Origin of the sequence: Dongia sp., assembly GCF_041918875.1 — a bacterium.
Taxonomy (GTDB): Bacteria; Pseudomonadota; Alphaproteobacteria; order Dongiales; family Dongiaceae; genus Dongia.
This window is the reverse complement of sequence record NZ_JAYRUV010000010.1, coordinates 1-23,488: the sequence shown is the minus strand read 5'-3', so window position 1 is coordinate 23,488 and position 23,488 is coordinate 1. Positions and strand designations below refer to the sequence as shown.

Sequence of the window (23,488 nt, the reverse complement as noted above, 5' to 3'; positions counted from 1 at the left end):
CCCCCACCCAACCCTCCCCCCTGAAGGTGGGAGGGCTTTCTTTCTTTTCCGCCCACCTTCAGGGGGGAGGCGGGTGGGGGGCTGCAAGTGACGGGTCCCCACGCTCAGAACTCGATCCCCGCCTGCGCCTTGACGCCGTCGCGGAAGGGGTGCTTCACCATTTCCATCTCGGTCACCAGATCGGCGATGGCGATGAGTTCCTCCTTGGCATTGCGGCCGGTGAGGCAGACATGGAGGTCGGGGCGCTTCGATTTCAGGAAATCCAGCACTTCGTCGACCGGCAGATAGTCGTAGCGCAGCGCAATGTTGATCTCGTCGAGCAGCACGAACTGGAAGCCGGGGTCGTTCATCATGCGCTTGCCTTCTTCCCAGGCGGCGCGGGCAAAGGCGATGTCGCGGGCGCGGTCCTGGGTCTCCCAGGTGAAGCCTTCGCCCAGCGCCTTGATTTCGATCTGGTCGGGGAAGCGCTCCAGCACCGTGCGCTCGCCGGTTTCCCATTTTCCCTTGATGAACTGGACGACGCCCACCTTCATTCCGTGGCCGATGCAGCGCATGACCATGCCGAAGGCGGCGGTCGATTTGCCTTTGCCCTTGCCGGTGTGGACGATGATGAGGCCCTTCTCGCGGGTCTTTTCCGCCATCATGCGGTCGCGCGCTTCCTTGCGCCGCGCCGCTTTCTCGTTGGCTTTCTGGTTGAGGTCTTCGGGGACTGTAGGATCGGTCATGCTGCTTTGCTCCCATTGGCCCAGGCATGGAGGCGCATGCCGGCCGAGTTCGATTTGGCCCGCCACAGGCCGCGTGTCTGTGCTTCCAGCAGCCGGTCGGCGATGTCCTTCAAGGCCGCCGGATTGTGCCGTTCGAGAAAATCGCGCACCGCATCGTCTTCGAGATAGGCGGCGAAGACGGCGTCGAAATGATGATCGGCCACGCAATCGGCGGTGGCGGCGAAGGCGAAGAGATAATCGACCGTGGCCGCGATCTCGAAGCCGCCCTTATAGCCATGGCGCATGATGCCGCCGATCCATTTCGGGTTGACCACGCGGGCGCGGACGATGCGGGCAATCTCCTCGTCCAGCGCCCGCACCTTGGGCGCTTCGGGGCGCGAATGATCGTTGTGCCACACCACGGCGCGCTTGCCGGTCAAGTGCTGGACGGTGGCGGCAAGGCCGCCTTCGAACTGATAGTAATTGTCGCTGTCGAGGAGGTCGTGTTCGGCATTGTCCTGGTTGTGGAGGACGGCTTCGACGTTTGAGAGGCGATTGGCAAAAAGCTGCTGCTGCGCCTCGCCCACCGAGCCTTGCCCATAGGCATAGCCGCCCCAGGCCAGATAGGCGCGCGCGAGATCGCCGGTTTCGGTCCAGCCTTTTTCGTCGATGAGCGCCTGCAGCCCCGCGCCATAGGCGCCGGGCTTGGAGCCGAAGACGCGGTAGCCGGCGCGGCGGACGGCATCCGTCTCCGATACGCCATCCGCCATCAGCGCCCGACGATCGCCGCGGAAGCGGGCGGCCAGCGGATTGAATTCGTCCGGTTCATCGAGCGCCGCCACATCGCGCGCGGCGGAATCGAAGAGGTCGATCTGCGCCGGGAAGGCGTCGCGGAAGAAGCCGGAGACGCGCAAGGTGACATCGACGCGCGGACGCCCCAGCACGGAGAGCGGCATGATCTCGAAGCCGGCGACGCGGCCGGATCCGCCGGGATCCCAGGCGGGCTTCACGCCCATCAGGGCCAGCGCCTGGGCAATATCGTCGCCGCCGGTGCGCATATTGGCCGTGCCCCAGGCGGACAGCACGATGGCCTTGGGCCAGGCGCCATGTTCCTGGCGGTGACGCTCGAGCACCAGCAAAGCCGATTGCCAGCCCAGGCTCCACGCGGTCGGCGTCGGCACGGAACGCGTATCGACCGAGAAGAAGTTGCGCCCCGTGGGCAGCACATCGAGGCGCCCGCGCGTGGGCGCACCCGAGGGGCCGGGCTTCACGAAGCGGCCGTCGAGACCCGTCAGAATGGCGGCGATTTCCGCGGCACCGCAGCCGGCGACGCGCGGGCGCAGATCCTCGTCGATGAAGGCCAGCACGTCGCGCGTGCGGGTCCAGGCGGCATCCGGCTGCCGCACCTTCGATACCAAGGCGAGAGCCAGCATCTCCAATCGCTCGACCGTGTCGCCGGCGAGGCGCCATGCGTCGGTGCCGATCTGCTGCAGGGCCAAAGGCCGCGGACCGGTCCAGCCATCTCCGAGCCGGGTGTTGAGCGGATCGAAATCTAGGCCCAATGCCAGATCGGCGCTGAGTGCGCGGATGAGCGAGGCGCCGCGCCCCTCGCCCTTGCCGCGCGGGAGGCGCGTCAGCGCCACCAGCAGTTCGTCCAGCATGGCCCCTTCGGGTGCCCGCCCGAAAATATGGAGGCCGTCGCGAATCTGCGCTTCCTTGAGTTCACAGAGATGATTGTCGAGCTTGGCCAGGGCGGTATCGGTATCGTCCTGCGCAAGCACGCCGCAATCGGCGGCGAGGCCCGACGACAGGGCAAGATCCAGAATCTGCCGCTTGAGATCGGCGCAGCGCCTGGGATCGACCTGGCTCGCTTCGAAATATTCATCGACCAGGCGCTCGAGATCGCGTGTCGGCCCATAGCTTTCAGCCCGCGTCAGCGGCGGCGTCATATGATCGACGATGACGGCCTGCGCCCGGCGCTTGGCCTGCGCCCCTTCGCCCGGGTCGTTGACGATGAAGGGATAGAGATGCGGCAGGGCGCCGAAGATCGCTTCCGGATAGCAGTCGGCCGACAGCGCCAGCGATTTTCCCGGCAGCCATTCAAGATTGCCGTGCTTGCCCATATGCACCAGCACATGTGCGCCGAATTGCCGGCGCAGATATGCATAGAAAGCGAAATAGTAATGCGGCGGGACGAGGTCCGGATCGTGATAGGAGCTGGTCGGATCGACATTCCACCCACGCGCCGGCTGGATGCCGATCAGCACATTGCCGAGCGAGATCAGGGGAATGTCGAACCCGCCGCCGTCGAACCGCGGATCCCGCGCCGGTGTGCCCCAGCGCGCGGTCACCGCCTGCTGCATGGAATGGGGCAGCTGCGCGAAGAAGGCTTCATAGTCGCGCCGCGTCAGGCGGAACGCACTTTTGTCGCGCGCCAGCAGCCGCGCCATCAGCGCATCGCCGTCCGCCGGGATATCGTCGATGCCATAGCCGGCGCCCTGCATCGCGCGCAGCACTTCGATGGTCCCGGCCGGCGTGTCGAGGCCGACGCCGTTGCCGATGCGGCCGTCGCGGTTGGGATAGTTGGCGAGCACCAGCGCCACGCGACGTTCCGCCGGCGGCGCGCGGCGCAGTTTCACCCAGTTGGCGGCGAGGTCGGCGGTGAAATCGACGCGGTCGGCAAGCGGCTGAGGCGCCACGATGGTGCATTGCGTCGCTTCGTCATAGCGCGCCGCCGATTTCCAGGAGATGGCCCGCGCCAGAATACGGCCGTCGAGTTCCGGCAGCGCCACTTGCATGGCAAGATCGCGAGGGCTGAGGCCCCGCAGGCTCGCCTGCCATTGCGTTTGCGATTCCGATGACAGCACCACCTGCAGGACCGGATGATCGGCGCCGTCGAAGGGTGTCGCGAATTCCGCCGCACCCGGCTGCGAGATGGCAAAGCCGGTGCAGTTGAGCGTGATATCCGGCGTCACCTCGGCATAAAGCGTGCGGATGAGGTCGGCGGCGACCGCCTCCTTCAGCGAGTTGACGAAGATAGGCAGCGGATTGAGGCCGCGTGCAACGAGCGCCTGGATCAACGCGTCGATCGGCGCCAGCGTGCCCGCCTGCAGCAGCGCGCGGTAGAAGACGATGCCGGCGACCGGGGCACCCGCCCGCCAATGCGGCACCAGATCGCCAACACCCAGAATCTGGGCGCCCGGCCAATAGAGGCCGGCGCGCAGGAGCGGGCGCGGTTCCTGCCACACGGTCGCGTAGCCGATGAGGCTGGCGGCGAAATTGAGAAAGCCCTCGGCATTCAACTGTCCGCCATGGACTTGATACTGCCACAGGCGATGAGCATCGGCCTCGGGCAAGGTCGAACGGCGGGCAAGTTCGGTGTCCGGCTGGTCGTCGCCGGAAAGGCAGGCGAATTTGATGCCCCGCGCCACCGTGACGGCCGCGATCTGTTCGACGCCATAGGGCCAATAACGCTCGCCGCCGATGAGCCGCAGCACGACCAGCTTCGCCCCCGCCACCACTTGATCGAGATAGAGGTCCACCGACATGTGATGCTGCAATTGCAGCAGATTGGCGAGGCGCAGACTGGGTTTGGGCTCCGGCAAGGCGGCATGGGCCGCCGCCAATGCGGCAAGCTCTGTATCCGCGGCACTCAGCACCACGATCTCGGCCGGTGTCTGGCCAAGGTCGACGGCCTCATTGCCGTCGCTGATCGTCCCTGGTTTGGCGGCAAGGAGATGCATCAGCCACTCACCGGATTTGCCGCCAACCCCCTCACCCCAACCCCTCTCCCGCGAGGGGAGAGGGGCTTGGCGCGACGTCGGCAATAGTCTTCGCCACCGATCGTTCTTGCAATCGGCGCCTCGTTCCCTCTCCCCTCGCGGGAGAGGGTCAGGGTGAGGGGGTCGTCGAGACAGAACGCGGATTCAAGCATTATGCACGCAGCGCCGCAGCGATGGCGGCGCGGTCGAGGCCTTTGAGGCCGATGATGACGATCTGGCCGCGACGACCTTCGGCCGCATCCCAGGGCCGGTCGTAATAATGCTGCAGCCGGTTGCCCACACCCTGCAGCACCAGGCGCATGTCTTTCCCCGCCACCGCGAGGAAACCCTTCACACGCAGGATGTCATGGCGTTCGATCGCGGGTGCCAGTTTGCCGAGCAGATCCTGGGGTGCGGCGAGTTCCTCGATATCGATGTGGAAGCTTTCGAAATCGTCGTGATTGTGATCCTCGCCCTCCAATTCGTGATGCGAGGGACGGGCGGCGAGATCGCTTTCGGCCGAGGCATCCAACCCTAAGAGCACGCGCGGGTCGACCTCGCCGAAGCGCGCCGTGATCATCTTTGCGGGGCGCTGCAATTCCTTGATGATATGGCCCTGCGCCGCCTCATGCTCGGCCCCCGACATCTGGTCGGCCTTGTTGACGATGATGAGGTCGGCGCAATTGATCTGATCCTCGAAAAGCTCGGCCAAGGGGCTGTCATGGTCGAGCCCGTCATCCATCTTGCGCTGCGCATCGACCGCGTCCGGATTGTCGGCAAAGCGGCCGGCGGCGACCGCCGGACCGTCGACCACCGCGACGACACCGTCGACCGTGACGCGGGTGCGGATTTCCGGCCAGTTGAACGCCTTCACCAGCGGTTTGGGGAGAGCGAGGCCCGAGGTTTCGATGACGATATGGTCGGGCGGGTTGGCCCGGTCGAGCAGCGCCTTGATGGTGGGCAGGAAATCGTCGGCCACGGTGCAGCAGATGCAGCCATTGGCGAGTTCCACGATATTCTCGTCCGGGCAGCCTTCGATCTTGCAGCCCTTGACGATTTCGCCATCGACGCCGAGTTCGCCGAATTCGTTGATGATGAGGGCGAGGCGCTTGCCGCCGGCATTCTTCAGGAGATGCTGGATGAGGCTGGTCTTGCCCGCCCCCAGGAAGCCCGTGACGATGGTGGCCGGGATCTTGCCGGCGAGCTTGCCATTGGTATTGGCTGCGATGGGGGGCATTGCGTGTTCCTTAATCGGCGGACGTCGGATCGGCGTCGTTATTTCAGTATCAGCGGCAGGCCCGCCGCGACGAACAGCACATGATCGGCGCGGGCGGCGATGCGCTGGTTGAGCCGCCCGGCTGCGTCGCGGAAATCGCGTGCCAGCTTGTTGTCCGGCACAATGCCGAGGCCGACCTCGTTGGCAACCAGGATGAGCGGACCGCCGCATTGGCCGAGCGCCGCTTCGAGGGCATCGCTTTCGGCCGCCACATCGCGTTCCGCCAGCATTACATTGGTGAGCCAGAGCGTCAGACAATCGACCAGAACCGCCGCGCCCTTCTCTGTTTCCGCCACGATCGCCTTGGGGAGCTCCAGCGGCTCCTCGACCAGCCGCCAGTCGGGATCGCGCCGCGCCTGGTGCAGCTTCACCCGCTCGGCCATTTCGGCATCCCGGATTTCGGCGGTGGCGATATAGGTGCGGGCCCCCGTGTGCCGGTCCAGCACTTCCTCGGCATAGCGGCTTTTGCCCGAACGGGCGCCGCCCAGCACCAGGGTGGTGGCGGGAAGCGGGGTAATCAGACCGGTTAGGCCGGTGCCTATCGTCAAGGATCGAGCCATGATGGCGCGAAACCTCCCACCGAGGTCGTTGCCGAAAATATGTGACCGCCAAGGTTTCCTGGCTCGACCGGTTCGCGCGAGTCACCTTCCCAGCCTTGCGGCCAGTGGCCTTTTCGACTCCACGGCACCCCAACGAGATGTCAGGGCAACAGTCCTACAGTTGCGGGGGCAGCGCCGGATTTGCCGCTTGTCGCGGCTGACCGGCTTCCCTCATCGCGGTCCGGCGGCAACCTAGCGAATGCCGGGCGCCTTGGCCAGACGGAAAGGGAGAAGTAGCCTGACGATAATTATTTCAGATTGTTACACTATCGTATGCGCATGGGATCGCGTTGTTTACCTCCCGTTATTTACGATCTGGCAATCTCATTCCCTGTATTGTTAAACGTTTGGAAAGTTGATGTGGGTGGCGGCATAGATTCCGCTCCCATGGGATGGAAGCGATTGACCGGATCCACCAATCGAGATTTGCGTATGCAGCATGGTGCGTCGCAGCCCAATAAGCCTGTTTCGCGGGACGAGGTGAGCCTGCTTGAGGTCGTGGCGACGCCGATCGTCATCACGCATCTTGGCACCACCGACATTCTTTACGCCAACCAGGCGGCCCGGGAGCTGTTCGAACGCCCGGCCGACCTTGCCGAGGAACTGCACGCCGAATCGCTTTACGCCAAGCCCGAAGCGCGGGCCGGCCTGATGCAGCGGCTGCGCCAGGACGGCGTCATCGGCAATTACGAGATCGAGTTCAGGACCTTCGGCGGCCGGCACTTCTGGGGGCTGCTGTCGGGGCGCGTCACCACTTTCGACGGCGAGCCCGCCCTGGTCGCCTCGATCGTCGACATTTCGGTGCAGAAGGAGCGCGAAGTCCAGTTGGCCCAGGCCACCGACCAGCTGCGCATCCAGGCGGCCGCGACCGCACAGCTCAACCGCGAACTCAAGAGCCAGCGCCAGGTGGCGATTACCGCCAGCCGCGCCAAAAGCGACTTCCTGGCGCGCATGAGCCACGAATTGCGCTCGCCCCTCAATGCCATCCTCGGCTTTTCCGAAGTGATCGCCGACCGGGTCTTCGGCCCGGATGGAGTCACGCGCTACCAGGAATATGCACGCAACATCCATGAGGCGGGCGGGCATCTCCTGGAACTCATCAACGACATTCTCGACCTCTCCAAGGTCGAAGCGGGCGAATTGCAGCTCACCCTTGAGCCGATCGAACTCAAGGAACTGATCAAGGGCTCGGTCCAGCTGATGGCGCCGATGGCGGAAAAGCGCGGCGTGCAGTTGGTGGTCGATCTCGGCCGTTCACCCTTGTCGCTGGTGGCCGACCGCCGCCGACTGCGCCAGATGGTGATGAACCTGGTCAGCAACGCGATCAAGTTCACCCTGGCCGGCGGAACCGTGATGATCACGGCGCATCAGGAGCAGGGCAATATCGTCATCGACGTCGCCGATTCGGGCATCGGCATGACGCCGGACCAGATCAAGGTGGCGCTGCAGCCCTTCGGCCAGGTCGCGACCAGCAGTCCTTACGCGCAGGTCGGCACGGGCCTGGGCCTGCCCATCGTCGAATCGCTGGTGAAGCTCCATGGCGGCAAGCTCTACATCCAGTCGACGCCCAATGTCGGCACCATCGTGACGCTGACCTTGCCCAAGGTGAACATGCCGGCCTGATCCGCTTCCGGCCCTTGCCGAAGCACCAGCCGCTTATCCATGTCGATGGCGGCTTGGTCATTCGCTAGCGGTCACTGCAGCGCATAGGCGGCTTCACGGATCCGCTCGTCCAATTCGGCAGCCATGCCGGCCGGCCCACCGGGCACCGTCGCCGTAAAGAAGACATAGTAGCCGCCTTGGCGCCTTTGAAAGGCCGACAGATACATCATGACCGATTTGCCGCCATCGCTGCAGCCGGCATAGGCGTGCGGCATATAGGCGCCGTGCATCCGCACAGAGGCATCCAGGTTGCTGACGAATTTTCCCGCGCACTCCTCACGCGTGCCGTTCATCATGGCACCGATCGATTCTTCGGCGTCTTCCCGCCCGCCTTCCGTCACGACGAGCAAAGCCCCGACCACGCCTTTGCCGTTGCGCCATATCGTCGAATATCCCAGCGGATCCGGCGACCCATCCTTGACCTGGTAATTGGCGATCCCCGCCCGTTGCAGCAGCCTGGCCGTGATGTCATTGGCCTCCGCCTGACCGCCGACCTTCCCCGCATGGTCCTGTGCGAAGGGATTCTCACTTGTGCTGGCTGAATTTTCACCGAGCGAATCCTTGCTGGCCGATGACGGCTCGAACGGATTGGTTTGGGAGGCCGTCCGGACGCGCCGATCGACGCAATCGAACAAGGCGAGCAAGCCACGCGATGTCCCCTGGAGATTGAATGACATAAGCTCGGCAGAGGTATCGATATAGAGCATGCGGCCAGCGCGCAGCTGATCGAACAAGCGGTCGTTGCCCTCTACGGCGATATGAACCCACCGCGTATCGGATACTTCCGCGACAAGGCGCGTTGGCTTCGCGTCATCGACGGTCACCTGAACATCGTATTCATCGCCCGATTTGAGCCGCCAGCCTTTGCCGACAAGCCGGATGGCCCAATAGAACTCGTTGTCGAGATAGAAGATCAGCGATACGCCGTCGTCATAGCTCGCACTCATCGTGCAATGGCTGAACGCCGTGTTGTCATCGAACGTAAAGGCCTCAATCAGCCAGACACCTTCGTAATGCTTGTCGAGGAGATCGGCACGGGCCGTCACGACGCCTCCGATAGATGCGGCGAGTATCGCAACGACGAATAGCAGGCAGCCAAGCACGCGCTCCATGATCAAATTCCCTGTTTGTTCCACGCACCTCGATGCTACATATCTAGTTGCGCTGTGCAACTATTAAGAACGTTATTGCCAGAAATAACATATTGGTACATAAGTACCAATATAAATCACTAAAGGCAGGATAATGGAGACCATCGAGCGCGTGCAGACAGGCGTGCGGCTGGAAAAGCGGCTGCTGAAGGTACTCAAAGCCGTGGCCGAGTTGAAAGACATCACCCTCGGCGACCTCATCGAGGGGATGGCGCTGCATGTGTTCGAGGGAAAATGCCCGTTCGACCCCGAAACCGTCCGGCAGATCGCCGAATTGAAGAAGGTCTACGGCCTGAACCTGACGGCAGAGGCGAGCCACCACCTCAAGGAACAAGGAGACGCCTGATGAACGACCAGGACTTTCTGGCAGCACTTGAGGATTGCACGCTGCCGCCGGCCGATTTCAGCCACGCCGCCCATATCCGCGCGGGCTTTCTCTATCTGCGGCACGGGGATTTTGCCGAAGCGCTGGGCGCGATGCGCCGCGCGATCAAGACCTTTGCCGCTTCCATCGGCAAGGAGGGCCTTTATCACGAGACGATCACCGTCGCCTTCATGACGCTGATCAACGAGCGGATGGCGGCCGATCCATCCCTTTCCGATTGGCCGGCTTTTGCCGCACGAAACGGCGATCTCTTTGCCGGCGACATTCTTTGCCGCTTCTACTCGCGCGAACGCCTGGAAGATCCGCTGGCGCGGCGCGTCTTCCTGCTCCCGGACCGCGCGCCGCAAACCAGTTGCCCGGGGACCAGCTACGCTGCCGCCTAGTCGACGATCTCCCAGACGCGCTCGGCAGGCCGGCACAGGACGGCACGCTTGCCGTTGACGACGATAGGCCGTTCGATCAGCACCGGTTCGGCCACCATCCTTGCCAGCAACGCATCCGGTTTCATCGCGGCGACATCGCCCAGTGCTTCGTAGGCGTCGCCCTTGCGGCGCAGGATGTCGGCGGGTTCCGCACCCATTGCGCCAAGTATCCTCTTCAGGGCGGGGGCGTCGGGCGGCGTTTCCAGATACTCGACCACCTTCGGCGCATGGCCTATTTCCCTGAGCCAGCCCAGCACCTTGCGCGAGGTGCTGCAGTTGGGGTTGTGATAGATGGTGATGGGCTTGGCGGTGGGCATGTGGGCGTATCTCTTGCGAATTATCGTGGAGCAAGGCCGTGAATTCCTCCAGCCTAGCGGTTGGACCGCTCCCTTGCCAGTCTTGAGCGACAGCGGAATTGTGGCTGGACGCGGGGCCTGTCGCGGCCTAAATGAAAGGCCATGAAGCTGCTTTATTTCGCCTGGATCCGCGCCAAGATCGGCGTCGGTGAAGAACAAGTGACCGTGCCGGCGCATGTCGCCACGGTTTCCGACCTGCTCGACTGGCTGGCGTCGCGCGGTGGGAATTACGCCGCGGCACTCAAGGAACGGAAAGTCGTGAAGGTCGCGGTCAACCAGGAATATGTGGGTCCCGATCATCCGGTGAAGGCGGGCGATGAGGTGGCCCTTTTCCCGCCCGTCACCGGCGGCTGAGATGATCACGGTCAAAATCCAGCGCGAGGATTTCGATATCGGCGCCGAACTCGCCGCCTTGAGTGCCGGCAACACACAGGTTGGCGGCGTTGCCAGTTTTACCGGCCTGGTACGCGACATGGGCGGGCCGGATTCCAGCATGACGCTGGAGCATTATCCGGGCATGACCGAAAAGCAGCTGACCGCCATCGCGCAGGAGGCGGCGCGGCGCTGGCCGCTCGATGCCTGTCTCGTCATCCACCGCTTCGGCAGATTGCTGCCGGGCGATCGTATCGTGCTGGTGGCGACAGCCTCGGCGCATCGCGAAGCGGCTCTGGCCGCCTGCGCCTTTCTCATCGACTGGCTGAAGACCAAGGCGCCGTTCTGGAAGCTGGAAGACGATGGCAGGACCAGGAACTGGGTCGAGGCCAAGGACAGCGATGACGCCGCCGCCGCGCGCTGGACGGCAACGCCGCCGCGCTGATTACCTGTTTCGGCCGGCTATTTCTTGCCGTTCCCGCGTGCTTCTTCCGATACCAGCTTCATCAGGATGTTGCGCCAGCTGGGTGTGGGCGGCGTGTAGCGGATGTCGAGTCCGGCGGCATCGTTCCTGATGACGACGCCATAGGTCGGCAGGCTGCGTTCCCATTCCTTGAGGGTGATGACGAAGGAGAATTCGACGCGCTGGCCCACGGCCATCCAATCGGGCATGCCGCCGATGAGCACGTCCTGGATGTTCATGTTGACGATCGGATGCGTCTTGCGATCGATCATCACATGCATGTTCTTGAGTGTCAGTCGCGGCAGCGGCTGGGTGTTCTGCGCCTGCATTCCAATACCTTTCCTGAGCCCCAGCGCGCTGGCCGGGCTCTCGATCGCAGCCAGACTGACGCAAGATGGTTAGGAAATGGTTTATTGTAAATTCAGGTCGTCGGCATGGCCGCTCAACCGCCGAGAATCGGCGCAAAACGGAGGCCTACCGAGATCCGGTTCCAGGCATTGATATTGGCAATGGCGGCCGTCAGGAATGCAATCTCGTCTTGACTGAATTCCTGTTGCAGGGCCAAAAACGCCCGGTCCATCTCGCCGCCATGCGCGAATTCGGTCAGCGCCTCGCCCCAGGCCAGCGCCGCCCGCTCGCGCGGTGTGTAGATATCGGCATCCGCCCAGGCCGCGACCAGGTCGAGCTTGGCTCCGGGCACGCCCAGCTTACGCGCGACGCCAAGATGCATGTTGACGCAGAAGGCGCAGCCGTTGATCTGCGAAATGCGCAGCTTGAGAAGTTCGGTGAGCTCCTTTTCCAGGCCCGAGGCATCGACCGCCTTGCCCAATGCGATCAGCGCGTCGCGGGCTGCCGGTGCGATCCTGTAGAAATCCTCCTGCTTGAGGCGCGGGGTGACCGACATGGCTGGTCCTTTCAGGTCAAGCTGATATTATCAGAACACGAACAACATATAAGAGCCCTGATATCATGCGCAAGCGCCGGCCGGACGATCCCGCCATGCCCCAGCTGCATGTCCCCAACGCCGGCGAGGGCAAGCGCGGCGAAGGGGGCTATCTCGGCTATCTGCTGCGCCAGGCCGGCGTCGCCCATCGCCACCGTTTCGAGCAGGAACTGGCCGAGGCCGGGATCACCAATCCGCAATTCGTCGTGCTGACCATGCTGGCGAACTATCCCGGCATCTCGAATGCCGATCTCGCCAGGCTCTCGCTGCTGACGCCGCAGACGGTCTCCGTCATCGTCGGCAACCTCATCAAGGCGGGGCTGGCGACACGGCGCAGGCACGCAGTCCATGGCCGCATCCAGCATATCGACGTAACGGATGCCGGGCGCGATATGCTGGCGCGCTGCCGCAAACCCGTGCAGCGCGACGAGCAATGGCTGAAACAGGATCTGAAGCCGGCGGAAGAACGGATCGTGCGGCGCTGGCTGGTAGACCTTGCCCGCGACGCGGATAAGAGGACTGGCGGCTGAGTCGGCGCTTGGTCTAGCTGCTCGCCACCGGCGCAGGACTGGAATATGTTTCCGGAAATGATCGTTTCGGGCGACCCGGAGGGGGCACAAGGATGTCGAGCCGGTCGAAGATCTGCAAAGGCTGCTGGCAGCAGATGCATGTGCCGGTTCCCCTGCACGGCATGCTTTCATTGCCGTTTCGCGCCTTCGGCATCCGCCCCAGCCGGATGAACCCCAACACCTGCACGATCTGCGAACTGATGTTCACGAAGGTGATGCGCAAACGCCAGATCAGCATCGACGCCACCATCCTGTTCGCCGATCTCAGGGGCTATACCAACCTGTCGCAATCTCAATCTGCGGACGGTATGTCGCGGCTGCTGGACGCCTTTTACGACGAATGCGCCGACGCGATCTGGGAGTGCGACGGACTGCTCAACAAGACCATCGGCGACGCCGTCATGGCGGTCTTCAATTTTCCCATCAAATGCGCCGATCATGTGAAACAGGCGATCCATGCCGCCCGCATCATTCAGGATCGCTGGACCGCGCGCCGGCCGGTCCTGATGGAGTCGCTGGGCCTCACCGGTGGCGAGCTTGGGATCGGCGTGGGCATTCATTGCGGCGAACTCAGCTTCGGCGAATTCGGCCGATCGCACCGCGATCTCACCGCCATCGGCACGGTCGTCAACACCGCCTCGCGGGCGCAATCGGCTGCCGCCGCCGGAGAGATTCTGCTGACCGAAGCCGTCTATGAACGCGCCGCTTCGGAGCTGGCCGGTGCCCACGCCCGGGATTATCCGCTGAAGGGTTTCGCCGAACCGATCAAGCTCTACGCCGCTTAAAGCTGCGCGGCCGAGGCGCGCCGCGCCCCAGCGACTGCGGCGCCGATCCTCCGGGCGGCCGCGCGCATTGTGCCCAGATGGGCCGCCGCGATTTCGCCGGCATCGTGCGCTTCGGCCGGCCACACCAGGCTGAGGCAACCCAGGGGCCGGTCCTTCGGGGCGATGACGATGGCGATATCCATCGGCTCGCGCCCATAGTCCGAGGAATGCGGCCAATAGCCCGCCGCGCGCTGGCCATAGCCGCGCCGGGCGGTGGCGGCGAGTTCGGCCATCAGCTGGCCGCCGGTCACCGCGAGGCGTTCGGCCGGCGAATCCATCCGCGCCACGTGCCGCAAATGCCGGGCACGCGATTCCGCATCGCTGGCCGCCAGCAGGGCGCGGCCGGGCGCGGAGAAGACCAGCGATGGCCGGAAGCCGGCCACTTGCGGGTCCACGCCGCCCACCTGCGGGGCGCGGGTCGATTCGATCACCTCCAGCACACCGACTTCCACCAGCCAGGTGAGATCGGCGGCAAGGCCCGTTTCCTGGCTGAGCGAAAGCAGGTACGGCAGCGCCAGCCTGGCGACCGCACCCAAGTCCGGCGTCGTTCCGGCGCCCGTCTGCGGGACTGTCGCCACATAGCGCCCGTCATTGTGGCGGCGATAGATCCACCCCTCGGCGCCGAGCGTCAGCAGCAGGCGGCTGGCGGTGGCCTTCGGCAGCCCGGCCGCCCGCGCCACGGCCGAGAGGCTGGCGGGCCCTCGCGCCGTCAGCTGGTGCAGTAAGGCAAGGCCGCGTTCCAGGCTCCGATTCGTCTTCTGCATGGGCAAAGTGTTTCACCAAGTGAGACACTTGTCTAGGCCCGCGCCAAAGCGACGCATTAGCATTCCAGCAATGATACCTTGCCTGGAGCTTTTCGGTCATGACCCTGGATGCCGCCAACCCGATCGGTCTCGACGGTTTCGAGTTCGTCGAATTCGCCGCCCCCGACCCCGCCTCGCTCGACCGGGTCTTCCGCAGCTTAGGGTTCGCCCCGGTGGCGCAGCATCGCTCGAAGGATGTGCAGCTCTATCGCCAGGGCCGGATCAACTTCATCCTCAACCAGGAAAAGACCAGCCTGGCGCATTACTTCGCCGAGGAGCACGGCCCATCCGCCTGCGGCATGGCCTTCCGCGTCACCGATGCGCATCAGGCCTATGCCGAACTGCTGACGCGCGGCGCGCAGCCGATCGATATCGAGCCGGGGCCGATGGAGTTGAAGCTGCCGGCCATCAAGGGCATCGGCGGGGCGCCGATCTATCTCATCGACCGCTATCAGCCTGGCGCCAGCATCTACGACATCGACTTCCGCTATGTGACGGAGGAGCGCCAGCCGGTGGGCCTCGGCCTCACCGAGATCGATCATCTCACCCACAATGTCTATAAGGGCCGCATGGCCTTCTGGGCCGGCTATTACGAGCGCCTCTTCAATTTCCGCGAGGCGCGCTATTTCGACATCAAGGGCGAATATACCGGCCTTCATTCCAAGGCGATGGCGGCGCCCGACGGCCGCATCCGCATCCCGCTCAACGAGGAAGCCTCGAAAGAGACCGGCCAGATCGAGGAATTCCTGATGCGCTTCAACGGCGAAGGCATCCAGCACATAGCGCTCTCGACCGACGACATCTATGCCACCGTCGACCGGCTGCGCGCCAACGGAGTGCCCTTCATGAAGGCGCCGCCGGGTGCCTATTACGACATGCTGGAAGAACGCCTGCCCGGGCATGGCGAGGATGTCGCGGCCCTGAAGGCGCGTGGCCTGCTCATCGACGGCAGTACCGGCAACGAGGCCCCGCGCATCCTCATCCAGATTTTCACCACCACGCTGCTGGGCCCGGTCTTCTTCGAGATCATCCAGCGAAAGCGCGAGGAGGGCTTCGGCGAAGGCAATTTCGCCGCCCTCTTCCGCTCGATCGAACGCGAGCAGATCGAACGTAAAGTCGTTGGGCGGAATTGAGGTGAATGGCATGACCGGATTCAAACTGGGTGGCGTCCACCATGTCGCCTATCGCTGTCGCGACGCCAGGGAAACGGTGGAATGGTACGGCAAGCATCTGGGGATGGATTTCATCCTGGCCATTGCCGAGGACGAGGTGCCGTCGACCAAGGAACCTGACCCCTATATGCATGTTTTCCTCGATGCCGGCGGCGGCAATGTCCTCGCTTTCTTCGAACTGCCTACCAAGGCGGAAATGGACCGCGACCGCAGCACGCCCGCCTGGGTGCAGCACCTGGCGCTGAAGGTCGGCAGCGAAGCGGAACTCCTGGCTGCCAAGGAGAGCCTTGCCGCGGCCGGCATCAAGGTGATCGGCCCGGTCGATCATACCTTGTTCCACTCGATCTATTTCTTCGATCCCAACGGCCACCGCATCGAGCTTGCTTACGAGACGCAGACGACGGAGATGAAGCGCCGGCTCGATGCGGTGAAATGGCCGATGCTGGAGGAATGGTCGAAGACAAAGCGCGCGCCCAAACATGCCCAATGGCTGCATGACGGCAGTTCGGCGAAATGAAACTCGCCAGCCTGAAGAACGGGCGCCGCGACGGCGCGCTGCATGTGGTCGACGGCACCCTCGGCCGTGCGGTGCCGGTCCCACGATTCCCCACCCTGCAAGCCGCTCTCGACGATTGGGCGCGGGCGGAACCGGTCCTCTCCGACATTTCGGCGAAGTTGAATGCGGGGCAGTCGCCGGGGATCGCGTTCGATCCCAGGGATTGCCTGTCGCCCTTGCCGCGCGCCTATCAATGGGCGGACGGGTCTGCCTATGTCAATCATGTCGCCCTGGTGCGAAAAGCGCGCGGCGCCGAACTGCCGGCCAGTTTCTGGACCGATCCGCTGATGTATCAGGGCGGGTCGGATTCGTTCCTGGCCCCGCATGACCCGATCCCGCTCAAGGATCCGGAATGGGGCTGCGATTTCGAAGCCGAGATCGCCGTGGTGACGGACGATGTGGCCCTGGGGACGGATGCCGCCACGGCGGCGACACGCATCCGCCTCGTCATGCTGGTGAACGACATTTCCTTGCGCGGACTCATCCCGGACGAACTTGCCAAGGGCTTCGGCTTCTTCCAGTCGAAACCGGCCTCGAGCTTCTCCCCAATCGCCGTGACGCCGGACGAACTGGGCACCGCGTGGAACGGGTGCAAGCTGTCGGGGGCTTTGCGCACGAGCTTGAACGACGAATTGTTCGGTTGCCCGGATGCGGGTATCGACATGACGTTCGACTTTCCCACCCTCATCGCCCATGCCGCGAAGACCCGGGCGCTCGGGGCCGGCACGATCGTCGGTTCCGGCACGGTTTCCAATCGCGGACCCGATGGCGGACCCGGCACCTGGACAGCGCAGGGCGGGCGCGGCTATTCCTGCATCGCCGAACGGCGCATGGTGGAACAGATCACCGGCGGCCAGGCGGTAACGGCCTTCCTGAAGAAAGGCGACCGCGTGCGCATCGAGATGCTGGATGAAAAAGGCGCGTCGATCTTCGGGGCGATCGAGCAGGTGGTGGGCGGGTAGAGCCGTCACTTGCGCTCCCTCCCGACCTCCCCGGCGGGGCCCGGGGATGACGACCAAAAAAGAACGCCACATGCGATAGCCCCGTCAGGGGGGAGGTAGGAAGGGCTACCCGCCGCCGCCTTACTGCCCCGGCGAGCGCTTGATGGTTTTGATCTTGCCGCGCGATTGGCCGGACATTTCGGCAATCTTGCGGTCCTGCTGCTCAATGAACGTCTTGGCCGGTTCGTCGCCGTCGAGGCCACCGAGGTCGGCAGCGGGCACCTTGCGGTTCGAGGTCAAGCGGCCGTCTTCGTAGATCACGTCGAATAGGACGAAGCCGGCATCGACGACGGGTTTCTTGCGCGCCATGGTGAACTCCAAAATATCTGATCGAGCGCGCGTGCGGGGCCCGAGGCGGCCTGGCTTACTCGCGAAGGAATTTCCTGCAAAAAGCAATGGGGCACCAGTTGCCTGGTGCCCCATCTCCATCAGCGCCGCGCGGAAGCGGCGCTCATAGATGCTTAGACGGCCTTGAGGTTCTCAGCCGAAGTCTTGCCGCGCTTGGGATCGCGCTGCTCTTCGTACGAGACCTTCTGGCCATCGTTGAGGGTGCCGAGACCAGCACGCTCCACGGCCGAGATGTGGACGAACACGTCCGGGCCGCCGGCTTCCGGCTGAATGAAACCGTAACCCTTGGTGCTGTTGAACCATTTGACAGTGCCGACGGGCATTTCTGTCCTCCGTAAACATAGTTGGGTGGCGCCACCCCCGATGGGCAACGCATCAGACTGTGTCTCGATATGACGCGATCTGGGCACCCGGAGGGCGTAGCAGGTCGGCAGTACGAAGCAGAATGACCGCGCTAAGATAGAAAATCTAAGGAAAGACGCAAGAAGAAAGGCGACATCCGGTCGCGCTGAAGAAGTTAATTGATTGTATTCATTGAATTTATTATCCGCGGTGGTGGCCGGAATATTCCTTGGCGGGAGGTATTTCCTCCGTTCCGGCATCGGGAAGGAGGTCGAACACGGGCTTGGCGCGAATTCGGCCGTTGATACGCAGGTCGATTTCATGGCCGCCGCGATAGCAGCGGCGGGTCGTTACGGGCTTCGGCGAATGCCGCCGGCGATCGAGGGTATCACCGAAGCGATCTGATCTTCAGCGATGCTTGAAGCTGGGCTTCCGCTTCTCGGCAAAGGCGCTCATGCCTTCCTTCTGATCCTCGGTCGCGAAGGCGGCGTGGAACAGGCGGCGCTCGAACTTGATGCCTTCGGCAAGGCTCGTCTCGAAGGCGCGGCCCACGCTCTCCTTGGCCATCAGGACAATGGGCAGCGAGAAACCGGCGATCTTCTCGGCGGCGGCGAACGCCTCCTCGAGCAGCTTCTCAGGTGCTACCACGCGCGCCACCAGGCCGCTGCGCTCGGCTTCGGCCGCATCCATCATGCGGCCTGTGAGAACGAGGTCCATCGCCTTGGCCTTGCCGATGGCGCGCGTCAGGCGCTGCGTGCCGCCGGCGCCTGGAATGATGCCCAGCGTGATTTCGGGCTGGCCGAACTTCGCATTCTCGGCGGCGATGATGAAATCGCACATCATGGCCACTTCGCAGCCCCCGCCCAGGGCGAAGCCGGCAACCGCGGCGATAACGGGCTTGCGGCACTGGGCCACGCGTTCCCAGCCCTTGCTGATGAAATCGCTGACCAGCACATCGACGAAGCCGCGATCCTTCATCTCCTTGATGTCGGCGCCGGCGGCGAAGGCCTTTTCCGACCCGGTAAGGATGATGGCGCCGATACCGGCATCGGCTTCGAGTTCGTCTAAGGCAGCACCCAGCTCGCGCACCAGTTCGTCGCACAGCGCGTTCAGCGCCTGCGGGCGGTTGAGGCGGATGAGGCCGACGCGGCCCTTCTTTTCAAGCTCGATGGTGCCAAACGACGTGGGGGTAGCCATGATGCAATGTCTCGCTCAATTGTCGGAAGAAAGCGTGAAGGTCGCGGTGACCGGGCCGGCCTCGGGGCCCAGCACGTCGATCTTGAGGGTTTCGTTCTCGCGGCGCCAATTGCCCTCGTCGGTCTCGGTCCAGCCCAATTGCGGCAAGGTGGATTCGTAGAAATCGTGGACGGCGTCGGCGGTCCCGGGACCGCTGGCATAGGCGGTGACAACCTTGCCGACCGCGGAATCGAACACGGTCGATTTGTCCTTCGCCTCGACCAGCCCGTCGGGCAAGGGAAGATCGCTGATGCCGGAGAGATATTCCGTCGCCGCCGCCGGGGCATTGAGCGAGACGATAAGGGCGAGAGCCGCGAGGAATCGGCGCATGAAACAGCCTCCGCGAAATGGGGCCTCTTTCTAGCGCGGATAAGGCGGGCTCACAAGTTCAGGCCGGGCGCCCGCGCGGAACGGTCACAAAGCCCGCGATGTCACGACAGGTCGATGCCGAATCCGGCCCGGAGACCTTGCACCCCGGCAGGGGTGATGCGCACCGCGCGGCTGTCGCGGATATGTTCGATCCAGTGCTTTCCGAAGCAGTGGCTGGCCAGTGCCGCGCCGATGGCGCCGGCAAGATGCGGTCGCCTTTCGCTCCAATCGAGGCAGGGCCTGCAAAAGACGCGGCTGTGCTTGGCGGCCTCCACCGCGATGCCGAGCCCGGCCAGCACCTTCCGCCCCTTGGGTGTCAGCTCGCCGGCATCCTCGCCAAGGATCACATGTCCGCGCGCCACCAGCGCATCGGCCAGGGCCACGCCGAGCCTGCCGGCAAGATGGTCGTAGCAGGTACGCGCCAGTCGCATCGCCATGTCGTTGGTGGTGCGCGGCTGATAGCGTTGCGGCGCGTCGATCGCGGCAAACGTCATGATGCCTTCCAGCATGCGGCTGACCGAGGGCGAAGCCAGGCGGAAATAGCGATGCCGTCCCTGCTTCACCATGGAAAGGAGATGCGCCGTTTCGAGCTTGGCCAGATGGGCGCTGGCGGTCGAGGCACCGATGCCCGCGACATAGGCAAGCTCCGTCGCGGTCAATGCGCGTCCGTCCATCAGCGCCGCCAGCATATTGGCCCGCGCCGGATCGCCGACCAGGGAAGCAACTTCTGCCAAGTTCGATCCCAGTGTCATGACGCAATCATAGGAGCCGGTTGGTCGGCCGCCAACAGGAGATGCTTTGGCCGCGAGCGAAGCGATCGCCCAAGACAGGCGTGGCCCGCGACGGCATCCTTTCTGCCAATGGAGGGATCGAATGATGGCATTCTTGACGCAGCGCTCACGCAGCGCGCACCGCCAACCCCGGCAGGATCTGTTGACCCGGATCGTCGACTGGCTCGCCGGCGCCCGCGAACGCAGCCGCCAGCGCCGCGCCTTGGCGGCCCTCAGCGAAGATCAGCTGCGTGACATCGGCCTCTCGCGCAGCGATGTCGCGGCGGAGGGGACGAAGCCGTTCTGGCGGGCGTAAAATTGAAACAACGGTGATATGAGACTGAGACCGCCCCCCTCCCAACCCTCCCCCCTGAAGGTGGGAGGGCTTCTTCCTGGCTCTGGTGATGTTTTTCGGGATGCTTTAGGCGGAGTCCCGGCCGGGCGCTGCTGCTGCAGCGCAACATTTTGGTATAAAATGCATATTTATCAGATAGATAATAAATTATTCACAGGGTCCAAACCGCGCTTTACTCCGGGCGTACCCCGCTGATACATTCCGCCCGCCTTTCGACCCCCCGCATCGATCGATCCTGCGGCCTAGGGGAGGGGATTTTTTGTCTTAGGCGACCATCGAGCCGGCCGGGACGGAACGCTCTGAAGCGAAAGGGAATATGGGTAGGCCAGCCGGCCTGTGCAAGTGTCCGGCAAGGGTCAGATTCGGGACGTGAGAGACGGGCACAAGATGAAGATCCTTACCGGCAACAGCAACCGGCCCCTGGCGGAAGCGATTTCAGCCTATCTCAACCTGCCGCTGGTCAATGCCAGCGTGCGGCGCTTTTCGGACATGGAAGTGTTCGTCGAAATCAACGAGAATGTCCGCGGCGAGGATGTCTTCATCATCCAGCCGACATCCTTCCCGACCAACGACAATCTGATGGAACTGCTGGTGACCGTCGATGCGTTGAAGCGCGGTTCCGCGCGCCGCATCACCGCCGTCATTCCCTATTACGGCTATGCCCGCCAGGACCGCAAATCCGGTCCGCGCACGCCGATCTCGGCCAAGCTGGTGGCCAACCTCATCACCACCGCCGGCGCCGACCGTGTTCTCACGGTCGATCTCCATGCCGGCCAGATCCAGGGCTTCTTCGACATCCCGACCGACAATCTTTTTGCCGCCCCCGTCCTCACCAAGGACATCAAGGAGCGCTTCGGCACGGGCAATAATCTGTGCATCGTCAGCCCCGACGTGGGCGGCGTGGTGCGCGCCCGCGCTTTTGCCAAGCGCCTGGACGCTGAACTGGCCATCGTCGACAAGCGCCGCGAGCGCGCCGGCGTCTCCGAAGTCATGAACATCATCGGCGAGGTCGAGGGCAAGCGCTGCATCCTGGTCGACGACATCGTCGATTCGGCGGGCACCTTGTGCAATGCCGCCGTGGCGTTGAAGGAACAGGGCGCCCTGTCGGTCGCCGCCTATGTGACGCATGGCGTTCTCTCCGGCGGTGCCGTGGCGCGCGTTTCCGCCTCGCCCTTGGAGAGCCTCGTCATCACCGATTCAATTCAGGCCACCGAAGCCGTGCGCGTGTCGCAGACGGTGCGCCAGCTCTCGATCGCGCCGCTTCTTGCCGAAGCCATGGCGCGCATCAGTGAGGAGAAATCGGTCTCGTCCCTGTTCGACTGAACAGGGTTACGCGACCGCAATCCGATCGGCACCCCTGGAGGCCGGTCGGTCGAAGCCCGGATGGTCCGGGTTTTCGGTAACTGCGAAACGATAGGAGACAGCAATGTCCGCAGTTCAGTCCGTCAGCGCGGAAGCTCGCGACCGCGCCGGGAAGGGGGCCGCCCGTGCCACGCGTCGTGCCGGTCGAGTGCCCGCCGTTATCTATGGTGACAAGAAGGAAGCGACCCTGATCTCGCTCGACCCCAAGGAGATCGACCGGCATATCCACAAAAAGGGTTTCTTCGCCACCCTTCTGGATGTCGAGATTTCAGGCAAGAAGCATCGCGTCCTGCCGCGCGACGTGCAGTTCGATGTGGTCACCGACCGCACCCTGCATGTCGATTTCCAGCGCGTCAGCAAGGACACCAAGATCCACGTCAACGTGCCGGTCGTGGTCCGCAACGAAGCGGCCGCCCCGGGCATCAAGCGCGGCGGCGTCTTGAACCTGGTCCGTCACGAAATCGAATTCATCTGCTCGCCCGATCACATCCCGCAGATGGTCGAAGTCGATCTCACCGGCCTCGACATCGGTGGCTCGATCCACATCAGCTCCGTCAAGCTGCCGGAAGGGGCCACGCCGAATGTGCGCGAGCGTGACTTCACGCTCGTCACCATCGGTGCGCCGTCGGGCATGAAGGCCGAAGCGGAAGCGGCTCCGGCTGCCGCCGCGGCGGCTCCGGCTGCCGGTGCGGCGGCCCCGGCCAAGGGCGCTGCTGCGGCGGCGCCCGCCAAGGGTGCGGCTGCCGCGGCTCCGGCCAAGGCGGCTCCGGCCCCGAAGAAGAAGTAAGGTAGAAGAAGCAAGCAGCCGACCGTTTCTCGGCTTAAGCGGGGCCCTCGATGCGCCTTATCGTTGGATTGGGCAATCCTGGGCCCCGCTACGCCGACAACCGGCACAATATCGGCTTTCTGGCGGTGGACGAGATCGTCCGCCGCTATTCTTTCGGCCCGATCAGGGCGAAGTTCCACGGCGCCATCGCCGAAGGCACGATCGGCGGCGAAAAGACGATCTGCCTCTGCCCCACCACCTTCATGAACGAATCCGGCCGCGCCGTGCAGGCAGCACAGCAGTTCTACAAGCTGGAGCCTGGCGACATCACCGTCATTCATGACGAGATCGACCTGCCGCTGGGCAAAGTGAAGGTAAAGCGCGGCGGCGGTGCCGGCGGCCATAACGGCATCCGCTCGATCGACGCCCATATCGGCCCCGATTACTGGCGCATCCGTTTGGGTGTCGGTCATCCTGGCATCAAGGCGATGGTCAAGAATTTCGTGCTGATGGATTTCGGCAAGGAAGAGCGCAAATTCGTCGACGAGATCAACGCGGCCTGCGCCGACAATCTGCCGATCCTGTTTGCCGAAGGCGAAAACAAGTTCATGAACAAGGTCAACGTGACCCTGTTCCCTCCGGAGAAGAAAGTCGTGGCACCCAAGGATGAGACCGCCAAAGCGGATCGCCGGGCGAAGGCGGAAGAGGAAAAGAAGTAGAGAAGGCTATTGCCGACCTATCTCATCCCCCTCTCCCTCGCGGGAGAGGGTTGGGGTGAGGGGGTGGCGAGAGCGGACTGGTTGTGAGAACCCCCTCACCCTGCCCTCTCCCGCGAGGGGAGAGGGTTCAAGAGGTGCCATCGGGCCAAGTTTGGGGGGGGGGGAGGTTGGGCTAAACGGGGGGTTTACGTTACCTGGGTTT

General features: G+C 63.8%; 29 protein-coding genes and 1 riboswitch. Of the genes, 15 read left to right on the top strand and 14 right to left on the bottom strand.

Annotation, left to right across the window (positions count from 1 at the left end; all coding sequences use genetic code 11):
- Positions 1-104: 104 nt before the first annotated feature.
- The 4 genes from cobO to cobU form a co-directional block, all read right to left on the bottom strand.
- Positions 105-725 carry a cob(I)yrinic acid a,c-diamide adenosyltransferase gene (gene cobO / locus ACE3TY_RS12005; RefSeq protein ID WP_374653276.1) on the bottom strand — a complete coding sequence of 207 codons (621 nt, stop codon included), beginning with the start codon at positions 723-725 and terminating at the stop codon, positions 105-107.
- Positions 722-4,447: a cobaltochelatase subunit CobN gene (gene cobN, locus ACE3TY_RS12000; RefSeq protein WP_374653275.1), complete on the bottom strand. Its 3,726-nt coding sequence runs from the start codon at positions 4,445-4,447 to the stop codon at positions 722-724. Before cobN ends, cobO begins: the two co-directional genes overlap by 4 nt.
- A gap of 190 nt (positions 4,448-4,637) precedes the next feature.
- Positions 4,638-5,702, bottom strand: a complete 1,065-nt coding sequence (gene cobW, locus ACE3TY_RS11995) for a cobalamin biosynthesis protein CobW (protein ID WP_374653274.1) — start codon at positions 5,700-5,702, stop codon at positions 4,638-4,640.
- A 38-nt stretch (positions 5,703-5,740) separates the two neighbouring features.
- The gene (cobU, locus tag ACE3TY_RS11990) at positions 5,741-6,301 is read right to left on the bottom strand and encodes a bifunctional adenosylcobinamide kinase/adenosylcobinamide-phosphate guanylyltransferase (protein WP_374653273.1); all 561 of its coding nucleotides are present in this window, start codon (positions 6,299-6,301) and stop codon (positions 5,741-5,743) included.
- Positions 6,302-6,331: 30 nt separating this feature from the next.
- Positions 6,332-6,561: riboswitch (cobalamin riboswitch) on the bottom strand.
- 211 nt (positions 6,562-6,772) lie between these two features.
- Here cobU and ACE3TY_RS11985 point away from each other — a divergent pair.
- The gene (locus tag ACE3TY_RS11985; protein ID WP_374653272.1) at positions 6,773-7,963 is read left to right on the top strand and encodes a PAS domain-containing sensor histidine kinase; all 1,191 of its coding nucleotides are present in this window, start codon (positions 6,773-6,775) and stop codon (positions 7,961-7,963) included.
- Positions 7,964-8,034: 71 nt separating this feature from the next.
- Here the strand turns inward: ACE3TY_RS11985 and ACE3TY_RS11980 are convergent, their stop codons facing one another.
- On the bottom strand, positions 8,035-9,114 hold the full coding sequence (locus ACE3TY_RS11980) for a hypothetical protein (protein ID WP_374653271.1): 1,080 nt from the start codon (positions 9,112-9,114) through the stop codon (positions 8,035-8,037).
- A 133-nt stretch (positions 9,115-9,247) separates the two neighbouring features.
- On the opposite strand from ACE3TY_RS11980, the gene ACE3TY_RS11975 reads away from it, so the two are divergent.
- Together ACE3TY_RS11975 and ACE3TY_RS11970 are read left to right on the top strand one after the other, a co-directional pair.
- Positions 9,248-9,499, top strand: coding sequence for a hypothetical protein (locus tag ACE3TY_RS11975; RefSeq protein WP_374653270.1), 252 nt, complete (start codon positions 9,248-9,250; stop codon positions 9,497-9,499).
- On the top strand, positions 9,499-9,921 hold the full coding sequence (locus tag ACE3TY_RS11970; protein WP_374653269.1) for a hypothetical protein: 423 nt from the start codon (positions 9,499-9,501) through the stop codon (positions 9,919-9,921). The genes ACE3TY_RS11975 and ACE3TY_RS11970 overlap by 1 nt, the downstream gene beginning before the upstream one ends.
- On the opposite strand, the gene arsC is transcribed toward ACE3TY_RS11970, so the two are convergent.
- A complete protein-coding gene (gene arsC, locus ACE3TY_RS11965) occupies positions 9,918-10,277 on the bottom strand; it encodes an arsenate reductase (glutaredoxin) (protein ID WP_374653268.1) in 360 nt (119 codons plus the stop codon). The two genes, ACE3TY_RS11970 and arsC, sit on opposite strands and share 4 nt — an antisense overlap.
- 141 nt (positions 10,278-10,418) lie before the next feature.
- Here arsC and moaD point away from each other — a divergent pair, with 141 nt between their 5' ends.
- Together moaD and ACE3TY_RS11955 are read left to right on the top strand one after the other, a co-directional pair.
- The gene (gene moaD / locus ACE3TY_RS11960; protein WP_374653267.1) at positions 10,419-10,670 is read left to right on the top strand and encodes a molybdopterin converting factor subunit 1; all 252 of its coding nucleotides are present in this window, start codon (positions 10,419-10,421) and stop codon (positions 10,668-10,670) included.
- Position 10,671: 1 nt separating this feature from the next.
- Positions 10,672-11,133 (top strand): molybdenum cofactor biosynthesis protein MoaE, encoded by a 462-nt coding sequence (locus ACE3TY_RS11955; protein ID WP_374653266.1) that lies wholly within the window; start codon positions 10,672-10,674, stop codon positions 11,131-11,133.
- A gap of 17 nt (positions 11,134-11,150) precedes the next feature.
- Here the strand turns inward: ACE3TY_RS11955 and ACE3TY_RS11950 are convergent, their stop codons facing one another.
- Complete coding sequence (locus ACE3TY_RS11950) at positions 11,151-11,480, bottom strand: hypothetical protein (protein WP_374653265.1); 330 nt, start codon at positions 11,478-11,480, stop codon at positions 11,151-11,153.
- A 113-nt stretch (positions 11,481-11,593) separates the two neighbouring features.
- Positions 11,594-12,055: a carboxymuconolactone decarboxylase family protein gene (locus tag ACE3TY_RS11945; RefSeq protein WP_374653264.1), complete on the bottom strand. Its 462-nt coding sequence runs from the start codon at positions 12,053-12,055 to the stop codon at positions 11,594-11,596.
- 65 nt (positions 12,056-12,120) lie between these two features.
- Between ACE3TY_RS11945 and ACE3TY_RS11940 the strand changes: the two genes are divergently transcribed.
- Together ACE3TY_RS11940 and ACE3TY_RS11935 are read left to right on the top strand one after the other, a co-directional pair.
- Positions 12,121-12,624: a MarR family winged helix-turn-helix transcriptional regulator gene (locus ACE3TY_RS11940; RefSeq protein WP_374653263.1), complete on the top strand. Its 504-nt coding sequence runs from the start codon at positions 12,121-12,123 to the stop codon at positions 12,622-12,624.
- Between the two features lie 92 nt (positions 12,625-12,716).
- Entirely contained in the window at positions 12,717-13,448 is a 732-nt protein-coding gene (locus ACE3TY_RS11935) for an adenylate/guanylate cyclase domain-containing protein (protein WP_374653262.1), read from the top strand.
- Here ACE3TY_RS11935 and ACE3TY_RS11930 read toward each other — a convergent pair.
- Positions 13,445-14,251, bottom strand: coding sequence for a helix-turn-helix domain-containing protein (locus ACE3TY_RS11930; RefSeq protein ID WP_374653261.1), 807 nt, complete (start codon positions 14,249-14,251; stop codon positions 13,445-13,447). The genes ACE3TY_RS11935 and ACE3TY_RS11930 overlap by 4 nt on opposite strands.
- A 98-nt stretch (positions 14,252-14,349) precedes the next feature.
- On the opposite strand from ACE3TY_RS11930, the gene hppD reads away from it, so the two are divergent.
- From hppD to ACE3TY_RS11915, 3 genes are read left to right on the top strand one after another with little or no spacing between them, the layout of a single operon-like run.
- The gene (gene hppD, locus ACE3TY_RS11925; protein ID WP_374653260.1) at positions 14,350-15,423 is read left to right on the top strand and encodes a 4-hydroxyphenylpyruvate dioxygenase; all 1,074 of its coding nucleotides are present in this window, start codon (positions 14,350-14,352) and stop codon (positions 15,421-15,423) included.
- 10 nt (positions 15,424-15,433) lie between these two features.
- The gene (locus ACE3TY_RS11920) at positions 15,434-15,979 is read left to right on the top strand and encodes a VOC family protein (RefSeq protein WP_374653259.1); all 546 of its coding nucleotides are present in this window, start codon (positions 15,434-15,436) and stop codon (positions 15,977-15,979) included.
- Positions 15,976-16,980 (top strand): fumarylacetoacetate hydrolase family protein, encoded by a 1,005-nt coding sequence (locus tag ACE3TY_RS11915; protein WP_374653258.1) that lies wholly within the window; start codon positions 15,976-15,978, stop codon positions 16,978-16,980. Before ACE3TY_RS11920 ends, ACE3TY_RS11915 begins: the two co-directional genes overlap by 4 nt.
- A 120-nt stretch (positions 16,981-17,100) precedes the next feature.
- On the opposite strand, the gene ACE3TY_RS11910 is transcribed toward ACE3TY_RS11915, so the two are convergent.
- Positions 17,101-17,328, bottom strand: coding sequence for a hypothetical protein (locus ACE3TY_RS11910; protein ID WP_374653257.1), 228 nt, complete (start codon positions 17,326-17,328; stop codon positions 17,101-17,103).
- 152 nt (positions 17,329-17,480) lie between these two features.
- Positions 17,481-17,690 carry a cold-shock protein gene (locus tag ACE3TY_RS11905; protein ID WP_374310432.1) on the bottom strand — a complete coding sequence of 70 codons (210 nt, stop codon included), beginning with the start codon at positions 17,688-17,690 and terminating at the stop codon, positions 17,481-17,483.
- A 202-nt stretch (positions 17,691-17,892) separates the two neighbouring features.
- Here ACE3TY_RS11905 and ACE3TY_RS11900 point away from each other — a divergent pair, with 202 nt between their 5' ends.
- Positions 17,893-18,114, top strand: coding sequence for a hypothetical protein (locus ACE3TY_RS11900; protein ID WP_374653256.1), 222 nt, complete (start codon positions 17,893-17,895; stop codon positions 18,112-18,114).
- A gap of 3 nt (positions 18,115-18,117) precedes the next feature.
- On the opposite strand, the gene ACE3TY_RS11895 is transcribed toward ACE3TY_RS11900, so the two are convergent.
- The 3 genes from ACE3TY_RS11895 to ACE3TY_RS11885 form a co-directional block, all read right to left on the bottom strand.
- A complete protein-coding gene (locus ACE3TY_RS11895) occupies positions 18,118-18,906 on the bottom strand; it encodes an enoyl-CoA hydratase (RefSeq protein WP_374653255.1) in 789 nt (262 codons plus the stop codon).
- Positions 18,907-18,921: 15 nt separating this feature from the next.
- Positions 18,922-19,275, bottom strand: coding sequence for a hypothetical protein (locus ACE3TY_RS11890; protein ID WP_374653254.1), 354 nt, complete (start codon positions 19,273-19,275; stop codon positions 18,922-18,924).
- Positions 19,276-19,376: 101 nt separating this feature from the next.
- On the bottom strand, positions 19,377-20,048 hold the full coding sequence (locus ACE3TY_RS11885; protein WP_374653253.1) for an ArsR/SmtB family transcription factor: 672 nt from the start codon (positions 20,046-20,048) through the stop codon (positions 19,377-19,379).
- Between the two features lie 139 nt (positions 20,049-20,187).
- On the opposite strand from ACE3TY_RS11885, the gene ACE3TY_RS11880 reads away from it, so the two are divergent.
- The 4 genes from ACE3TY_RS11880 to pth all read left to right on the top strand — a co-directional run bounded on the left by ACE3TY_RS11880 (position 20,188) and on the right by pth (position 23,286).
- Positions 20,188-20,400, top strand: a complete 213-nt coding sequence (locus tag ACE3TY_RS11880; RefSeq protein WP_374653252.1) for a DUF1127 domain-containing protein — start codon at positions 20,188-20,190, stop codon at positions 20,398-20,400.
- Positions 20,401-20,826: 426 nt separating this feature from the next.
- The gene (locus ACE3TY_RS11875; RefSeq protein ID WP_374653251.1) at positions 20,827-21,762 is read left to right on the top strand and encodes a ribose-phosphate pyrophosphokinase; all 936 of its coding nucleotides are present in this window, start codon (positions 20,827-20,829) and stop codon (positions 21,760-21,762) included.
- A gap of 103 nt (positions 21,763-21,865) precedes the next feature.
- A complete protein-coding gene (locus ACE3TY_RS11870) occupies positions 21,866-22,588 on the top strand; it encodes a 50S ribosomal protein L25/general stress protein Ctc (protein WP_374653250.1) in 723 nt (240 codons plus the stop codon).
- 50 nt (positions 22,589-22,638) lie between these two features.
- On the top strand, positions 22,639-23,286 hold the full coding sequence (gene pth / locus ACE3TY_RS11865; protein ID WP_374653249.1) for an aminoacyl-tRNA hydrolase: 648 nt from the start codon (positions 22,639-22,641) through the stop codon (positions 23,284-23,286).
- The last annotated feature ends 202 nt before the right edge of the window (positions 23,287-23,488 follow it).

Bases quoted from the DNA above. Each gene is read 5' to 3' on its own strand.
- ACE3TY_RS11890 (WP_374653254.1), bottom strand. From the start codon at position 19,275: ATGCGCCGATTCCTCGCGGCTCTCGCCCTTATCGTCTCGCTCAATGCC.
- ACE3TY_RS11975 (WP_374653270.1), top strand. From the start codon at position 9,248: ATGGAGACCATCGAGCGCGTGCAGACAGGCGTGCGGCTGGAAAAGCGG.
- cobU (WP_374653273.1), bottom strand. From the start codon at position 6,301: ATGGCTCGATCCTTGACGATAGGCACCGGCCTAACCGGTCTGATTACC.
- ACE3TY_RS11910 (WP_374653257.1), bottom strand. From the start codon at position 17,328: ATGGCGCGCAAGAAACCCGTCGTCGATGCCGGCTTCGTCCTATTCGAC.
- ACE3TY_RS11895 (WP_374653255.1), bottom strand. From the start codon at position 18,906: ATGGCTACCCCCACGTCGTTTGGCACCATCGAGCTTGAAAAGAAGGGC.
- ACE3TY_RS11870 (WP_374653250.1), top strand. From the start codon at position 21,866: ATGTCCGCAGTTCAGTCCGTCAGCGCGGAAGCTCGCGACCGCGCCGGG.
- ACE3TY_RS11915 (WP_374653258.1), top strand. From the start codon at position 15,976: ATGAAACTCGCCAGCCTGAAGAACGGGCGCCGCGACGGCGCGCTGCAT.
- arsC (WP_374653268.1), bottom strand. From the start codon at position 10,277: ATGCCCACCGCCAAGCCCATCACCATCTATCACAACCCCAACTGCAGC.
- ACE3TY_RS11940 (WP_374653263.1), top strand. From the start codon at position 12,121: ATGCGCAAGCGCCGGCCGGACGATCCCGCCATGCCCCAGCTGCATGTC.
- ACE3TY_RS11970 (WP_374653269.1), top strand. From the start codon at position 9,499: ATGAACGACCAGGACTTTCTGGCAGCACTTGAGGATTGCACGCTGCCG.
- moaD (WP_374653267.1), top strand. From the start codon at position 10,419: ATGAAGCTGCTTTATTTCGCCTGGATCCGCGCCAAGATCGGCGTCGGT.
- ACE3TY_RS11930 (WP_374653261.1), bottom strand. From the start codon at position 14,251: ATGCAGAAGACGAATCGGAGCCTGGAACGCGGCCTTGCCTTACTGCAC.
- ACE3TY_RS11920 (WP_374653259.1), top strand. From the start codon at position 15,434: ATGACCGGATTCAAACTGGGTGGCGTCCACCATGTCGCCTATCGCTGT.
- cobW (WP_374653274.1), bottom strand. From the start codon at position 5,702: ATGCCCCCCATCGCAGCCAATACCAATGGCAAGCTCGCCGGCAAGATC.
- hppD (WP_374653260.1), top strand. From the start codon at position 14,350: ATGACCCTGGATGCCGCCAACCCGATCGGTCTCGACGGTTTCGAGTTC.
- pth (WP_374653249.1), top strand. From the start codon at position 22,639: ATGCGCCTTATCGTTGGATTGGGCAATCCTGGGCCCCGCTACGCCGAC.
- ACE3TY_RS11980 (WP_374653271.1), bottom strand. From the start codon at position 9,114: ATGGAGCGCGTGCTTGGCTGCCTGCTATTCGTCGTTGCGATACTCGCC.
- ACE3TY_RS11945 (WP_374653264.1), bottom strand. From the start codon at position 12,055: ATGTCGGTCACCCCGCGCCTCAAGCAGGAGGATTTCTACAGGATCGCA.
- ACE3TY_RS11905 (WP_374310432.1), bottom strand. From the start codon at position 17,690: ATGCCCGTCGGCACTGTCAAATGGTTCAACAGCACCAAGGGTTACGGT.
- ACE3TY_RS11985 (WP_374653272.1), top strand. From the start codon at position 6,773: ATGCAGCATGGTGCGTCGCAGCCCAATAAGCCTGTTTCGCGGGACGAG.
- ACE3TY_RS11950 (WP_374653265.1), bottom strand. From the start codon at position 11,480: ATGCAGGCGCAGAACACCCAGCCGCTGCCGCGACTGACACTCAAGAAC.
- ACE3TY_RS11875 (WP_374653251.1), top strand. From the start codon at position 20,827: ATGAAGATCCTTACCGGCAACAGCAACCGGCCCCTGGCGGAAGCGATT.
- ACE3TY_RS11955 (WP_374653266.1), top strand. From the start codon at position 10,672: ATGATCACGGTCAAAATCCAGCGCGAGGATTTCGATATCGGCGCCGAA.
- ACE3TY_RS11880 (WP_374653252.1), top strand. From the start codon at position 20,188: ATGATGGCATTCTTGACGCAGCGCTCACGCAGCGCGCACCGCCAACCC.
- ACE3TY_RS11935 (WP_374653262.1), top strand. From the start codon at position 12,717: ATGTCGAGCCGGTCGAAGATCTGCAAAGGCTGCTGGCAGCAGATGCAT.
- cobN (WP_374653275.1), bottom strand. From the start codon at position 4,447: ATGCATCTCCTTGCCGCCAAACCAGGGACGATCAGCGACGGCAATGAG.
- cobO (WP_374653276.1), bottom strand. From the start codon at position 725: ATGACCGATCCTACAGTCCCCGAAGACCTCAACCAGAAAGCCAACGAG.